Annotated in this window: 11 protein-coding genes; 10 read left to right on the top strand and 1 reads right to left on the bottom strand. The window is 73.4% G+C overall.

Features of this window, described 5'->3' with window-relative positions; translation table 11 throughout:
• Positions 1-223 precede the first annotated feature (223 nt).
• The 4 genes from O4J56_RS15615 to O4J56_RS15630 all read left to right on the top strand — a co-directional run bounded on the left by O4J56_RS15615 (position 224) and on the right by O4J56_RS15630 (position 5,426).
• Positions 224-1,807 (top strand): ABC transporter substrate-binding protein, encoded by a 1,584-nt coding sequence (locus tag O4J56_RS15615; RefSeq protein ID WP_270686520.1) that lies wholly within the window; start codon positions 224-226, stop codon positions 1,805-1,807.
• A gap of 84 nt (positions 1,808-1,891) precedes the next feature.
• The gene (locus O4J56_RS15620) at positions 1,892-2,845 is read left to right on the top strand and encodes an ABC transporter permease (protein ID WP_270686521.1); all 954 of its coding nucleotides are present in this window, start codon (positions 1,892-1,894) and stop codon (positions 2,843-2,845) included.
• The gene (locus tag O4J56_RS15625; RefSeq protein ID WP_270686522.1) at positions 2,842-3,738 is read left to right on the top strand and encodes an ABC transporter permease; all 897 of its coding nucleotides are present in this window, start codon (positions 2,842-2,844) and stop codon (positions 3,736-3,738) included. The genes O4J56_RS15620 and O4J56_RS15625 overlap by 4 nt, the downstream gene beginning before the upstream one ends.
• Positions 3,738-5,426: an ABC transporter ATP-binding protein gene (locus tag O4J56_RS15630; RefSeq protein WP_270686523.1), complete on the top strand. Its 1,689-nt coding sequence runs from the start codon at positions 3,738-3,740 to the stop codon at positions 5,424-5,426. Before O4J56_RS15625 ends, O4J56_RS15630 begins: the two co-directional genes overlap by 1 nt.
• A 76-nt stretch (positions 5,427-5,502) precedes the next feature.
• On the opposite strand, the gene pta is transcribed toward O4J56_RS15630, so the two are convergent.
• On the bottom strand, positions 5,503-7,560 hold the full coding sequence (gene pta / locus O4J56_RS15635; RefSeq protein ID WP_270686525.1) for a phosphate acetyltransferase: 2,058 nt from the start codon (positions 7,558-7,560) through the stop codon (positions 5,503-5,505).
• Between the two features lie 455 nt (positions 7,561-8,015).
• On the opposite strand from pta, the gene O4J56_RS15640 reads away from it, so the two are divergent.
• From O4J56_RS15640 to O4J56_RS15665, 6 genes are all read left to right on the top strand, one after another.
• On the top strand, positions 8,016-9,485 hold the full coding sequence (locus O4J56_RS15640; RefSeq protein ID WP_270686526.1) for an aldehyde dehydrogenase family protein: 1,470 nt from the start codon (positions 8,016-8,018) through the stop codon (positions 9,483-9,485).
• Between the two features lie 28 nt (positions 9,486-9,513).
• Positions 9,514-10,623 carry an alcohol dehydrogenase catalytic domain-containing protein gene (locus tag O4J56_RS15645; protein WP_270686527.1) on the top strand — a complete coding sequence of 370 codons (1,110 nt, stop codon included), beginning with the start codon at positions 9,514-9,516 and terminating at the stop codon, positions 10,621-10,623.
• Positions 10,624-11,039: 416 nt separating this feature from the next.
• Positions 11,040-11,846 carry an alpha/beta fold hydrolase gene (locus O4J56_RS15650; protein WP_270686528.1) on the top strand — a complete coding sequence of 269 codons (807 nt, stop codon included), beginning with the start codon at positions 11,040-11,042 and terminating at the stop codon, positions 11,844-11,846.
• 7 nt (positions 11,847-11,853) lie between these two features.
• Positions 11,854-13,104, top strand: coding sequence for an LLM class flavin-dependent oxidoreductase (locus O4J56_RS15655; protein WP_270686529.1), 1,251 nt, complete (start codon positions 11,854-11,856; stop codon positions 13,102-13,104).
• Between the two features lie 434 nt (positions 13,105-13,538).
• The gene (locus O4J56_RS15660; RefSeq protein ID WP_270686530.1) at positions 13,539-14,285 is read left to right on the top strand and encodes a hypothetical protein; all 747 of its coding nucleotides are present in this window, start codon (positions 13,539-13,541) and stop codon (positions 14,283-14,285) included.
• Positions 14,282-14,764 (top strand): hypothetical protein, encoded by a 483-nt coding sequence (locus O4J56_RS15665; protein WP_270686531.1) that lies wholly within the window; start codon positions 14,282-14,284, stop codon positions 14,762-14,764. Before O4J56_RS15660 ends, O4J56_RS15665 begins: the two co-directional genes overlap by 4 nt.
• The last annotated feature ends 117 nt before the right edge of the window (positions 14,765-14,881 follow it).

The raw sequence follows: 14,881 nt of genomic DNA on the forward strand, positions 1-14,881 counted from the left end.
CCATTTTAACTACGCGCCGTGACGAAATGCCATCGGGTGTCCGTCACAGTCCGATTTCACCCTGTGTCACCGCTTGACCACGGTTTGACGTGCATGTTCGTGGTGATGACTATCGATCGGGTCGGCGCATGCGTGCGCCGCGGGTGCCCCCTCCCTTCGCGCCTCCCCCCGACGCGGCGTCGAAGCGCACCCTGTCCCGACCCCAGTCGAACCGAGGTGTCACGTGTCGTCCCTGCCCACCGAGTCCGACCATCAGCCCGCCGCGGACGCGAAGGCGGCGCCCAGCCGCCGCACCGTCCTGATGGCGGGCGCGGCCGGCGCCGTCGTCATCCCCGCCCTGTCCGCCTGCGGCTCCGGCGGCGGGAGCGGCGAGGGCGGCGGCCGCCTGCGGGTCGGCGTGGCCGGCGGGTCGTCCAACGACACGGTGGACGCCCACAACCCCACCGACAACCCCGACATCGCCCGCGTCTACAACCTGTACGCCGGCCTGTGCCGGTTCGCCGCGGACTTCTCCATCGAGATGGCGCTGGCCGAGTCGCTGGAGCCCAACGACAAGGCCGACGTGTGGACGGCCGTGCTCAAGAAGGACCTGACCTTCCACGACGGCTCGCCGGTCAACGCCGACGCGCTGATCTTCACCCTCAAGCGCATCACCGACCCGGACAAGCCGGGCACCAGTGCCCAGCAGCTGTCCACCATGAAGCGCGACGACATCAAGAAGGTGGACGACCTCACCGTCGAGATCCCCTTCGAGGAGGGCTACGTCACCTTCAAGGAGCTGTGCGCCGAGTACGCCATGGGCCTGGTGCCCGAGGGCTACGACCCGGAGAACCCGGTCGGCGCCGGCCCGTTCGCCTTCTCGGAGTTCACCAAGGGCGAGCGCAGCGTGTTCACCGCCTTCGACGACTTCTGGGACGGCCGCCCCAAGATCGACGAGGTGGAGATCATCAACTTCGCCGACGAGAGCGCCCGGGTCAACGCCCTGGTCAGCGGCGAGGTCGACGCCATCGCCCAGGTGCCGCACTCGCAGATCGAGGTCATCGAGTCCAACGAGTCCCTCCAGATCATGGAGTCGGAGTCGGGCATGTGGCTGCCGTTCACCATGCGGGTCGACCAGGAGCCGTTCGACGACGAGAAGGTGCGCCAGGCGTTCCGGCTCATCGTCGACCGCCAGGAGATGATCGACCAGGCCCTCAACGGCCACGGGCTCGTCGGCAACGACGTGTACGGCCGGTTCGACCCGTTCTACGACGAGGAGCTGCCCCAGCGCGAGCAGGACATCAAGGAGGCCCGCAAGCTCCTCAAGGAGGCCGGCTACGAGGACGACCTGGAGGTCGAGCTGGTCACCGGCCCGATCAACGCCGGTGCCGAGGCGGCCGCCCAGGTGTTCAAGGAGCAGGCCAAGGAGGCCGGGGTCACCGTCAAGCTCAAGCGGGTGACCAGCGAGGAGTTCTACGGCGACAACTACCTGAAGTGGACCTTCGCCCAGGACTTCTGGAGCGCCCGCCACTACCTGTCCCAGACCGCCCAGGGCTCCTACCCCGGTGCGCCGTTCAACGAGACGCACTGGGAGGACGAGGAGTGGATCGGGATCGTCGACAAGGCGCGCGCCGAGACCGACGACGCCGAGCGCGAGAAGCTCGTGCAGCAGGCGATGAAGATCGAGTACGAGCGCGGCGGCTACATCGTCTGGGGCTTCCCCAGCATGATCGACGGGCTCAGCAAGAAGGTGAAGGGCTTCGAGCCCTCGGTGGTCGGCCACCCTCTGGGCGGCTACAACTTCCACGCGGTGACCGTCGAAGCCTGACGGTCGAGCACTGACCGGACGGGGGCGGCGCGCCGGCGCGCCGCCCTCGACGAACGCCCGCTCCCGCAGACACCGAAGGTCACCATGCTCCGACTCATCCTGTACCGCCTGTTCTACGGGCTGCTGACCCTGTTCGTGGTCTCGCTCGTGGTCTTCGCGGCGACCCAGGCCCTGCCCAGCGACCCGGCCCAGGCCATCCTCGGCCGCGAGGCCGCCGACCCGGCCCGGCTGGCGGCGCTGCGCGAACAGCTCAACCTCGACCAGCCGCTGGCCCTGCAGTACTGGAGCTGGCTCAGCGGAGTCGCGGTCCTGGACTTCGGCACCTCGCTGTCGGGCGGCATGCCCGTCTCCGAGCTGCTCGGCCCGCGCATCCAGGCCAGCCTGACCCTGATGCTGGTCACCGCGGTGATCGCCGCCCCGGTCGCGATGGCGATCGGCGCCTTCGCCGCGCTGCGCCGGGACCGCCGCTTCGACCACGCCTCCTCGATGGCCACCCTGGTGCTGGCCGCCGTGCCCGAGTTCGCGATCGGCATCGCGGGGATCCTGCTGCTGGCCACCGGCGGCCTGAAGCTGCTGCCGGCGGTCTACGCGGGAAGCTCCACCGAGGTGCTGGCCAACCCCGACCAGCTGGTGCTGCCGGTGCTGACGCTGGCGATCGCGGTCAGCCCGCCCATCATCCGGATGATGCGCGCCTCCATGATCGAGGTCCTGGAGAGCGAGTACGTCCAGCAGGCCCGGCTCAAGGGCCTGCCCGAGCGCACCGTCATCTGGCGCCACGCCGCCCCGAACGCGATCGGGCCGGTGGCCCAGGTCATCGCGCTGCAGCTGGGCTGGCTGGCCGGAGGCGTGGTCGCGATCGAGTTCCTGTTCAACTTCCCGGGGATCGGCAAGGCGCTGATGGAGGCCATCGAGGCCCGCAACCTCCCGGTCATCCAGGCCGTCACGCTGCTGATCGCCGCCGTGTACGTGCTGGTCAACCTGATCGCCGACGTCGTCGGGCTGGCCGCCAACCCGAAGGTGAGGGTGTCGTCCCGATGAGCACCGCCGCCACCGCATCCGGCGCGGCGCCCGCCGCGCCCGCCGCCCCCGTCCGCCGCCCCGGCCTGCTGCGCACCGCTTGGCGCTTCCACCGCACCAAGATCGGCGTCCTGCTGGCCGGAGCCGTGCTGCTGGTCGCCGTGGCCGGGCCGTTCGTCAGCCCGTTCTCCCCCACCGAGGGGGCGGGGATGCCCAACAGCGCCTCGGCCGCGGGCACCCTGTTCGGCACCGACGACGTCGGCCGGGACGTGTTCAGCCGCTTCCTGCACGGCGGCTACACGCTGGTGACCATCGCCGTGGCCTCGGCCCTGGCCGGTGTGACCGCCGGCGCCGTGCTCGGCATCGTCGCCGGGTACCTGCGCAACTGGGCCGACGAGCTGATCATGCGCACCAACGACATGCTGCTGGCCTTCCCGCAGCTGGTGCTGGCGCTGCTGCTGCTGTCGATCCTGGGCCCCAAGGTGTGGCTGATCGTCACCATCATCGCGGTCTCGCACGCCAACCGGGTGGCGCGGGTGACCCGCGAGGCCACCCTCAAGGTGGTCGAACAGGACTTCGTCAAGTCCGCCGAGGCGATCGGCGTGCCCCGGTGGCGGATCATGGCCACCGAGATCCTGCCCAACATCACCAGCCCCCTGCTGGTCGAGCTGGGCCTGCGGATCACCTACTCGGTGGGCACCATCGCCACGCTGAGCTTCCTGGGCATGGGCCTGCAGCCGCCCCAGGCCGACTGGGGCCTGATGATCAACGAGGGCCGCACCGCCATCACCATCCAGCCGTGGGCGGTCGTGCTGCCGGTCACGGCGGTCGCGGTGCTCACCATCGGCGCGAACCTCATCACCGACGGGCTCTCCCGGGCCTCCATCGGGATCGACCGGGGGGTGGAGAAGTAATGACCGGCTCCGAAGCGAACGCGGACACGGGCGCGGACACAGGTACGGGAACGGGCGCGGCCGCCGGGCGCGGCGGCACCGCGCTGCGCGTCGAGGACCTGGCCGTGGTGGGCCACCCCTCCGAGGTGGAGATCATCTCCGGGGTGTCGCTCACCCTGGAGCGCGGCCACATCCTCGGCCTGGTCGGCGAGTCCGGCTCGGGCAAGACCACCCTGGGGCTGTCCCTGCTGGCGCACTGCAAGCGCGCCACCGAGGTCTCCCAGGGCTCCATCGAGGTCTCCGGAACCGCGCTGACCGGGCTCGGCGAGAACGAGGTGCGGGCGCTGCGCGGCCGCGCCGTGGCCTACATCCCGCAGTCCCCGGCGTCGGCGCTCAACCCGGCGCTGCGGCTGCGCACCCAGCTCACCGAGGCGCTGCACGAGTGGGACGAGCAGGAGCGCGGGCCGCGCGCCGACCGGGTGCGCGAGGTGCTGCGGGAGGTGGCGCTGCCCGACGACGACGCCTTCCTGGGGCGCTACCCCCACCAGCTCTCCGGCGGCCAGCAGCAGCGGGTCGCCATCGCCATGGCCTTCGCCGGGTACCCCGACGTGATCGTCATGGACGAGCCCACCACCGGGCTGGACGTGACCACCCAGGCGCACGTGCTGCAGACCATCCGGTCGATGACCCGCGACTACGGCACCGCCGGGGTGTACATCAGCCACGACATGGCGGTCGTCGCCGATCTGGCCGACGACATCGCGGTGATGTACAAGGGCGAGGTCGTCGAGCGCGGCGCGGCGTCCCAGGTGCTGGCCGAGCCCGAGCACCCGTACACGCGGCGGCTGCTGCGCGCGGTGCCGCTGCTGCGCACCGAGGGGCACCCCGAGCCGGAGGCCCCGGCCGAGGGGCCGGTGCTGGAGGTGAGCGGGCTCCAGGCCGGGTACGGGGGCACCACGGTGCTGCGCGACATCGACCTGCAGGTCCAGCGCGGCGAGTGCGTGGCGCTGCTGGGCGAGTCCGGTTCGGGCAAGACGACGCTGTCGCGGTCCGTCGCCGGCCTGCACACGCAGTTCTCCGGCGGTCTGGTGTTCGACGGGGAGGCGCTGGCGCACAGCAGTTACAAGCGCACCGCCGAGCAGCGGCGCCGGGTGCAGTACATCTTCCAGAACCCCTACGAGGCGCTGAACCCGCGCAAGCGGGTGCGCGACCTGATCCTGGCGCCGTACCGGCACCTGGCGGGCAAGCCGAAGGACCCCGACGCGGTGGTGGCGCGCGCGCTGGAGCGCGCGGCGCTCCCCGCGTCGTACGCGGCGCGCTACCCCGAGCAGCTGAGCGGCGGCGAGCGGCAGCGGGTGAGCATCGCCCGCGCCATCTCCACCGGCCCGGACCTGCTGATCTGCGACGAGATCACCTCCGCGCTGGACGTGTCGGTGCAGGCCGAGATCGTGGAGCTGCTGCGCAACCTGCAGGACGAGGGGATGGCGCTGCTGTTCGTCACCCACAACATCGCCCTGGTGTCCAACATCGCGCAGAAGGTCGCGGTGCTGAACAAGGGCGAGATCGTGGAGTACGGGCACGTGGGCGAGGTGATGGCGCGGCCGCGGCACGAGTACACGCGCGCGCTCATCGCGGACACGCCCGACTTCGAGCTGTCCCTTCCCCCGTCCGACGCCGACCTCCAGGCGCCGGAGGCGGCCGGACAGTAGACCGCTCCCTCCTCCTCATGTTGATCTCGGGGAAGTCGGGGTTATCGTGTCCGGTTTAACCCCGACTTCCCCGAGATCAACGAGGATCCCCGTCGGCCTGCTGCGCTTGGACCGCGGTGATGGCGACGGTGTTGACGATGTCGCCCACCAGCGCTCCGCGCGACAGGTCGTTGACCGGGCGGCGCAGCCCCTGCAGGACCGGGCCGACCGCCACCGCCCCCGCGCTGCGCTGCACGCCCTTGTAGAGGATGTTGCCGGTGTTCAGGTCCGGCACGATGAACACGGTGGCGCGCCCGGCGACCTCGCTGTCCGGCAGCTTGGTGCGGGCCACGCCAGGGTCGATGGCGGCGTCGTACTGGATGGGCCCCTCGACGGCCAGCTCCGGGGCGCGCTCGCGGACCAGCTCGGTGGCGCGGCGCACCTTGTCCACGTCGGCGCCGGTGCCCGAGGCCCCCGTGGAGTAGGACAGCATGGCCACCCGCGGTTCCACGCCGAAGCCGCGCGCGGTGCGGGCGGAGTCGACGGCGATGGCGGCGAGCTGCTCGGCGTCCGGGTCGGGGTTGACCGCGCAGTCGCCGTAGACCAGCACGCGGTCGGCCAGGCACATGAAGAACACGCTCGACACCAGGGAGCTGCGCAACAGCTCGAAGGAGGGGCGGATGGTCTGGGCGGTGGTGTGCACCGCGCCGGAGACCATGCCGTCGGCCATGCCGCACTGCACCATCAGGGTGCCGAAGTAGGACAGTTCGCGGACGGTGTCGCGGGCCAGTTCGACGGTGACGCCCTTGTGCGCGCGGAGCCGGGCGTACTCGTCGGCGAAGCGCTCCACCAGCTCCGGTGAGGCCTCGGGGTCGACCACCTCGGCGGCGCCCACGTCCAGGCCGAGGTCGGCGGCGCGGGCGGCGATGTTCCGGGGCGAGCCGAGCAGCACCAGGTCGGCGGCGTCGCGGCGCAGGAGCAGGTCGGCGGCGCGCAGCACCCGCTCCTCGGTGCCCTCGGGCAGCACGATGCGGCGGCGGTCGGCGCGCGCCCGCTGCAGCAGGGTGTGCTCGAACATCAGCGGGGTGACCGCGGCGGAGCGGGCCACCTGGAGGCGCTCGACGATGTCGCGGCCGTCGACCGACTCGGCGAAGGCCCGCAGCGCCGTCTCGATCTTGGGCCCGGCGCCGGGGGCGATGCGGCCGCGGGTGCGGGCCGCCCGGGTGGCGGTGGGGAAGGTGTCCAGGTCGGTGGCGAGCACCGGCAGGCGGATGTCCATCCCGGTGAGCAGCCGCCACACCGGTTCGGGGAGGTCGGCGCCGCCGGTGAGGACCACCCCGGCCAGCGGCGGGAAGTCGGGCGAGGTGTGGGCGGCGTTGACCGCCGGGAGCAGGGCGCTGGCGCGGTCGGCGGCCATGATGACCGCGTGCTCGGGTTCGAGCCGGTCCAGGATGCTCGGCAGCGACATGGCGGCCACCAGCAGGCCGGACACCTCCCGGCCGAGCCGCTTCTCCTCGCCGAAGAGCAGCCGCGCCTCGCAGGCCCGCTGCAGGTCGCGCAGGGTGGGGGCGCGCAGCCGGGGCACCTCGGGCAGGACGTAGCCCTCCCCGGCCAGCTCCCGGCGCAGCGTGTGGGCCTGGTCGGGGTCGACCCGGTCGACGACGGTGGCCAGCAGGGAGGCGTGCTCGCGGTCGAGCTCCTGGCGGGCGATGGCGATGACGTCGCGCACCTCGGGCTCGCCGCGCCCGGCGCCGGAGACCACCAGCAGCACGGGGGTGCCGAGGTTGGCGGCGACGCGGGCGTTGAAGGAGAACTCGGTGGCCGAGCCGACGTCGGTGTAGCCGGAGCCGACGACGACCACGGCGGCGTGCCGGGCGGCGGCCGCGTGGTAGGCGTCGACGATGCGCGAGAGCGCCTGCTCGGGGTCGGTGCGCACCTCGCCGTAGGTGGCGCCGACGCAGTCCTCGTAGTCGTCGCCCAGGCCGAAGCGGGTGCGCAGGGTCTCCACGATGGGGTCGCGCCCGCGCCCGTCGACGACGGGGCGGAACACCCCGACCGAGTGGACGGTGCTGGACAGCTGCTCGGCGGTCCCGAGCGCGACGACGGCCTGCTGGCTGTCGGCGTCGGTGGCCGCGATGTAGACGCCCCGCGTCATGCCCCCGCCTTTCGCGCAGTCCCGGGCGCGCCCTCGGCCGCGCCCCGTGCCCCGGGCGGCCCCGGCCCCGGAAGGGGGACGGGGGTCCCCGCCCCACGGTAGCCCCGGGGGCCGGAGGAGCCCGGCCGGGCGTGCCGCGGGGGTGCCATCCGAACAGCAAAACCTCGCCCAAGCCGCCCCGCACCGCGTGTGCTCGGCGTTGATCTCGGGAGAAACGACGCTTCCGGGCCGGTTTCAGGGGCGCAGTTCCCGAGATCAACGAGGCGGGGGCGGCGGGTCCCGGCCCCGCCCGGCCGGGACGTGACCGAGGGGGACCCCACCCCTCTTACAACCTAGCGCTCGCTTGGTATGCGGGTTACGATGCGCGCACGACTCCCCCACGCCCCCGCCTCCGCACTCCGCCGGACCCGCGGCCCGGCCGCCGGAGCACGGGCGGCCGCGAAAGGACACCCCCGATGACGCTGCCCACCTACCTCAACCACATCGGCGGCGAGTCCCGGCCCGCGATCGGCGGCGGGTGGCTGGACAGCACCGACCCCGCGACCGGGCGGGTCTGGGCGCGGGTGCCCGACTCCGGCCCCGACGACGTCGCCGAGGCCGTGCGGGCCGCCCGGCGGGCCGCGCCCGAGTGGCGGTCCGTCCCGCCCGCACGGCGCGCCGCCGTGCTGCGCCGTTGGGCCCACGCCGTCACCGGGCACGCCGACGACCTGGCCCGCATCGAGAGCCGCGACAACGGACGGGTGCTGCGCGAGACGCGCGGCGCCGACCTGCCCGGCGACGCCATGCACATCGAGTACAACGCGGGCCTGGCCGAAACCGTCACCGGCGACACCTTCGACCTGGGCGGCACCGCCGCGGTCTCGACCCTCCTGGAGCCCTACGGGGTCGTCGGGGTGATCCTGCCCTGGAACGCCCCGCTGGCCATGTTCTTCGCCAAGGTCTCCGGCGCCCTGGCCGCGGGCAACGCCGTCGTGGTCAAGCCCGCCGAACAGGCCTGCTGCTCGGTGCTGGCCGGGTGGGCGCTGCTGGAGGAGGCGGGCCTTCCGCCCGGCGCGGTCAACGTGGTCGCGGGCACCGGGGAGCGCGCGGGAGAGGCGCTGGTGGCCCACCCCGATGTCGCCAAGGTGCACTTCACCGGCTCCACCGCCACCGGGCGGCGGGTCATCGGGCTGTCCGCCGCCGGGATCACCGACCTCTCGCTGGAGCTGGGCGGCAAGTCGCCCTGCATCGTCTTCGACGACGCCGACCTGGACGCGGCCGCCGCCGGGGCCGCCGGGGCGGTCTACACCGGCGGCGCGGGGCAGTCGTGCGTGGCCGCCTCCCGGTTCGTGGTGCAGGACACCGTCTTCGAGGAGTTCACCGAGCGGGTGCACGCCCACGCACGGGCGCTGCGGGTGGGCGCCCCCGGCGCGCCCGGCACCGATATGGGCCCGATCGCGTTCGAGGAGCAGTACCGCAAGGTGCTCTCCTACCTGGAGCTGGGCCCCAAGGAGGGCGCGGAGCTGCTGTTCGGCGGCGGCTCGGGCCCCGGCGCGCTCACCGAGCCCGACCCCGGCCTGGCCGGGGGGTACTGGGTCGAGCCGACCCTGTTCCGGGCCGACGACGCCGGCCTGCGGATCTGCCAGGAGGAGATCTTCGGCCCGGTGGCCGTGGCGCTGCCCTTCACCACCGAGGAGGAGGCCTACGCCATCGCCAACGCCACCGAGTTCGGGCTGGCCGGGGGCGCGTGGACGCGCGACCTGGCGCGGGCCCGGCGGGCGGTCGCCGCCATCGACGCGGGGACGGTGTGGATCAACACCTTCCGGCGCATCCACTGGGCGGTCCCCTTCGGCGGGCGCGGGCAGAGCGGCAACCTGCCCTCCAACGGCCCCGGCGCCCTGCGCGAGTGGCTCACCCTCAAGGCCGTGTGGATCGAGCCGGGCTGAGGCGGCCCGGACGGGAAGGACGTGACGGATGCTGATGCGCGCGGCGGTGCTGACCGCCTTCGACGCCCCGCTCGAGGTCCGCGAGGTGGAGGCGGGCGACCCCGGCCCCGGCGAGGTGCGGGTGCGGGTCGCCGCCTCGGGCGTGTGCGGGTCGGACCTCAAGGCGATCGACGGGCACAGCCCGGTGGTGCCGCGGCCGCCGGTGGTGTGCGGGCACGAGAGCGCGGGGACCGTGGACGCGGTCGGCCCCGGGGTCGGGGCCGTGGCACCCGGCGACCCGGTGCTCATCGCGATGAACCGGCCGTGCGGGCGGTGCCGGATGTGCGCCGGGGCCCAGGCGCACCTGTGCACGGACGACGCGCGCCTGAAGGCGATCATGGGGATGATGCCCGACGGCGGCACGCGCCTGCGGATGGACGGCGCCGAGCTGCGGCCCTACCTGGGCATCGGGGCCTTCGCCGAGTACGCGGTGGTCTCCGAGCGGGCGCTGGTGCCGCTGCCCGGAGACGTCCCGCTCGCCCCGATGGCGCTGCTGAGCTGCGCGGTCGTCACCGGGGTGGGTGCGGTGCTCACCACGGCGCGGGTCGGGCCCGGCGCCTCGGTGCTGGTGGTGGGCTGCGGGGGCGTGGGGTTGAACGCCGTGCAGGGGGCGGTGGTGGCGGGCGCCGCCCGGATCATCGCCGCCGACCTGGTCGAGGCCAAGGCGAAGGCGGCGGAGCGCTTCGGCGCCACCGACACCGTCGCCGCCGGGGAGGGCCTGGAGGAGCGGGTGCGCGACCTGGTCCCGGGCGGGGTGGACTACGCCATCGAGGCCACCGGGGCACCGGGGGCGCTGGCCGGGGCTTTCGGCGCGACGCGGCCGGGCGGGACCACGGTGATGGTGGGCAGCCCGCCGCCTGGCGCCGAGGCGGCGGTGCCGGCCGGGGCGCTGTTCGCCTCCCGGCGCCTGATGGGCTGCCAGGGCGGGGACGCGTCCCCGCACACGGACCTGCCGCGCCTGGTCGACCTGTACCGGGCGGGGCGGCTGCGCCTGGAGGAGCTGATCACCGAGCGCGTGGGCCTGGACGGCGTGAACGGGGCCATCGGCCGCGTCCGGAACGGGGAGACCGCCCGCGCGCTCGTCGTCCCGGGGGCGTGAGCACCGGCATGCGGGCGGGCGGCGTGCCCGGAAGGGCGGTGCGTACCGGGCCTTCGGGGCGCGGGTACGCCGGATCGGCCGTCCAGCACGGTGGAACGGTCGCCTCAAGGGTGACCGGGCGGTGGAACCGCCGCCTTCGCCGCCTCGGGGGCCGCCACCGGGCCACCGGGAGGCCCAGCGCCCGTCCGCCGGGGCCGGGGACCGCCCCGCCCTCACCGTCGCCGCCCCTTCGACGACCGCGCACGCGCCTGCCGCCCGACGGCGCCGCCCCGAGGGCCGCCCCCATTCCCCTCCCGCCCTCGGAACGGACCCCGCGGCGATTGATCGGGCCGGTGGGGACGGGTTACCGTGAACACGCCCGAAAAACTGAAACACGTTCTGCTTTTTGACCGCTCGCATCCCCCGCGGGAGCGTCCATGGCCTTCACCGACCTCTCCGACGTGCGGCTCTTCCACACCGACGACGGCCCGGCCGACCCCCGGCGCACCCTGCTGCTCGTGCACGGGTGGGGATCGGACTCCCACGAGTGGGTGCACCACATCGGCCCGCTGGCCGAGCGGCACCGGGTGCTCGCCCCCGACCTGCGCGGGCACGGGGCATCCTCGGGCCCCGCCACCCCCTGCACCTCCGCCGCCATGGCCGCCGACCTGGCCCGCCTCGTCGAGGGCGCCGGCGCCGCCCCGGTCACCGCGGTCGGCCACTCCATGGGCGGGCAGGTGGTCAGCCTGCTCGCCGCCGACCGGCCGGACCTGGTGGAGGCGGTGGTCACCGTCGACCCCGGCTACGGCTTCGGCCCCGACGAGACCGACCCGCTGCCCGCCGCCGTGCGCGCCCTGAGGGGGCCCGACCCGGTGGGCACCGCCCTGGCCCTGGACGCCTGGAGCACCACCCCCGCCACCCCCGGCTGGATCCGCACCTGGCACGAGCGGCGGCTGCGGGCCGCCCGGCCCCGCGTGCTGGCCGAGGCCTTCGCCGGGATGTTCACCGACCCCGGGGCGATCGGGCCGCGCCCCGCCGCACAGGGGCACCTGGCCCGGCGCCCCCAGCCCGCGCTGTCCCTGTGGCACCACCCCGGGCGGGCCGCCTGGGAGCGCCCCCTGCTCCCGCCCGGGTCCCGGGTGGAGTGCTGGGAGGGCGCGGGCCACCGGCTGCACGAGGAGCGGCCCGCCGAGTTCCTCCGGGCACTGGAGGGCTGGCTGGCCGGAGACGACCACGAGAGGTGAGAGCGCAGTGAAGTTCAGCCTGTTCATGAACCCCCAGATCCCCGGCTCCGGGTACGCCGCCGAGGAGAACGCCCGCGCCCTGCGCCCCATCGGCCGCGACCCCGCCTCCTACCAGCGCCTGCTGCACGAGGTGCGGGAGATCGCGGTGCACGCCGACCGGATCGGCTTCGACGCGCTGATGCTGACCGAGCACCACTTCCACTCCGAGGGCTTCGAGTTCTCGGTCAACCCGCTGATGGTGCTGGCCGACCTGGCGGCGCGCACCGAGCGGATCCTGCTGGCCCCGCTGGGGCTGGTGCTGCCGGCCTGGGACCCCATCCGCGCCGCCGAGGACGTGGCCCTGCTCGACCACTTCTGCCAGGGGCGGCTGCGCCTGGGGGTGGCCCGCGGGTACCAGTCGCGCTGGGCCGACGTGCTGGGCCAGCGGTGGAGGTCGCGGGCCGCGCGCAGCGACGGCTCGCGCACCGACGACCGCAACTTCGACGTCTTCGGCGAGCTGCTGAAGATCATGAGGATGGCCTGGACACAGGAGACGCTGCGCTACCGCAGCGACGTGCTGGACTACCAGGTGCCCGACCCCTACGAGGGCATCGAGGGCTGGCCCGCCCAGGAGTGGACGCGCACCTTCGGGGCCCCGGGCGAACTGGACGAGCAGGGCCGCATCCAGCGGGTGAGCGTGGTCCCCCGCCCCTACCAGGACCCGCACCCGGAGCTGTGGCAGCCCTTCACCGTCAGCGACCGGTCGGTGGTGCGGGCCGCCCGGGAGGACATCCTGCCGTGGATGTTCACCCCGCTGCCGGGCGAGCACCGCAAGAAGGCCGAGCTGTACCGGCGCGTGGCCGCCGAGCACGGGCGCGACTACCGGCTGGGCGAGCACACCGGGATCCTCAAGATCGTGGGCATGGCCGACACCCGCGAGGAGGCGATCGCGACCTACGGGTCCAAGATGCACAAGGACTTCGCGTCGTTCTTCGGCCCCTTCGGGTACCTGGAGGTGCTGCGCACCGAGGACGACGACGCGGCCGCCCCCATCAGCCCGGAGAAGGGCGACTTCAAGCGGATGGCCGACGTGCAGATGGCCCTGATCGGCGGCCCGGACGACGTCAAGCGCGGCATCGAGGCGATGCTGAAGGAGATCCCCGACCTGGAGTGGTTCGGCCTGTTCATGCAGGGCCAGCAGGGTGTGCTGCCGCTGGACACGGTCAAGCGCAACCTGGAGATGTTCGCCGAGCACGTGATCCCGGAGTTCCGGGACTGAGAGCCCGCGCGGACAGGCGTGTGTTCTCGGCGTTGATCTCGGGAGAAACGACGCTACCGGGCCGCTTTTAGGGGCGCTTTTCCCGAGATCAACGGTGCGGGGGCGGGGCCGGAACCGGCCGCCCCGCCCGGTCCCCCGCGCCCTTCCTTCCCCGCCGGCCGCCCGCGCGCGGACCGCCGCGGCCGCGCCTCCCTTCCACGGCGCCCCAGCGCAGAGCGGGGGGAGCGGACCCGAAACGCCCCGTTCCCTCCCTTCTTCCCTTCCCGAGTGAGCCGAACGGCCTTCTGCGACCGGGGCGCACCCATGCCGGAAATGGGCCCTCTTCCCCCTGTTTTCGGGCATTTACCCGGGCGATAATCGACTGCCCCGCCCGCCGGCCGCTCCTGGCGCGGCCGTCCGGGCGGCCGGTCCCGGACAACTGAAGAGGAGCCGCATTGGAGCTGGAACGCGTCGTCATCGGACTCGTCGCCGCCCTGCTGCTCCCCTACTCCGTCCCGCCCGTCCGCCCCCGGCCGCTGCTCGCACTGCCCCTGACCGTGCTGTACGCGGCCTACGCGCTGGCACCGGTGCTGCCCTCCCCCGCAACCGCCGTCCTGCTGCCGCTGACGGCGGCCGCGTCCTGGGGGCTGTGGCGGCTGGCCCGCACCGACGCCCACATGCAGGGCTCCCCGCGCATCCTCATCTCGCGGTCGGTGGCCGGGACCATCTTCGCCCCGCTGGGGCTGACCGCCGCCCTGGCGGTCACGGCCGCGGCGTTGCACACGGGGACGCAGGTCCTCACCGGGGCGCGTGATCTTATCCTGGACGACAGGACGGCGATCACGGTGTCGGGGCTTCTGATCGCCACGTTCATCGGAGGGGAGGTCGTCACGCACACGCTCCACCCGTTCTACGCCGAACTGAAGAAGGCGGAGGCGGAGGAGATGGAGCCCCTGAAAGGGGCGGGAACCGCCATCGGATGGCTGGAGCGGTCCATGACCTACGCCCTCACCGTCGCGGGACGGCCGGAGGCCATCGTCGTGGTCGTCGGCATCAAGGCGCTTGCGCGCTTCCCCGAACTGCAGAGCAACCAGAAGCGGTTCGCCGAGTACTTCCTCATCGGCTCGATGAGCAGTATCGGCCTGGCCCTCCTGATCGCCGCGGTGATCCGCATCGTCCTAGGAGAGAAGGCACTCGGGTGACACAGCAGCACGCACTCCTGCACAGCCATCCCCTCTTCGTCGACCTCGCCCGCCTCGGCCTGCCGGCCGAGGACTACATCATCGCGGGCAGCGGGCCGCTCCTGGCGCGCGGCATCCGCGCCGACATCACCGACCTGGACGTGGTGGTGCGCGGCCGCGCCTGGGACATCGCGCGGACGCTGGGCCCGGTGGTCACCGCGCCGTGGGAGGGCGTCCGGCGGGTGGTGCTCGACGGCGGCCGCCTGGACGTGCTCAACGGCTGGTTCCCGTCCATGTGGGACCTGGACGAGTTCATCGAGACCCGCGAGTACATCCACGGCCTGCCCTTCGCACCGCTCGACCGGGTCCTGCGCTGGAAGCGGCGCCTGGGCCGGGCCAAGGACATCGCCGACATCAACGCGCTGATGGAGTACTTCGACCCGGAGGTGGGCACCGTGGCCCGCGCCCCCGTCGCCGCCGACGGGCCCGCCGCCCCCTGATGCCGGTGAGCTCCAGGTCTCTTTCGAATTGCCGATAAACCCGCCTTTCGTCCCGGGCCTTCCGCCCATAGTTGCCCCCGAGAACCGCGAACCGGCTTCCGGTTCAGGAACAAAGCG

The sequence above is a fragment of the Nocardiopsis endophytica genome (assembly GCF_027706725.1).
GTDB lineage: Bacteria > Actinomycetota > Actinomycetes > Streptosporangiales > Streptosporangiaceae > Nocardiopsis_A > Nocardiopsis_A endophytica.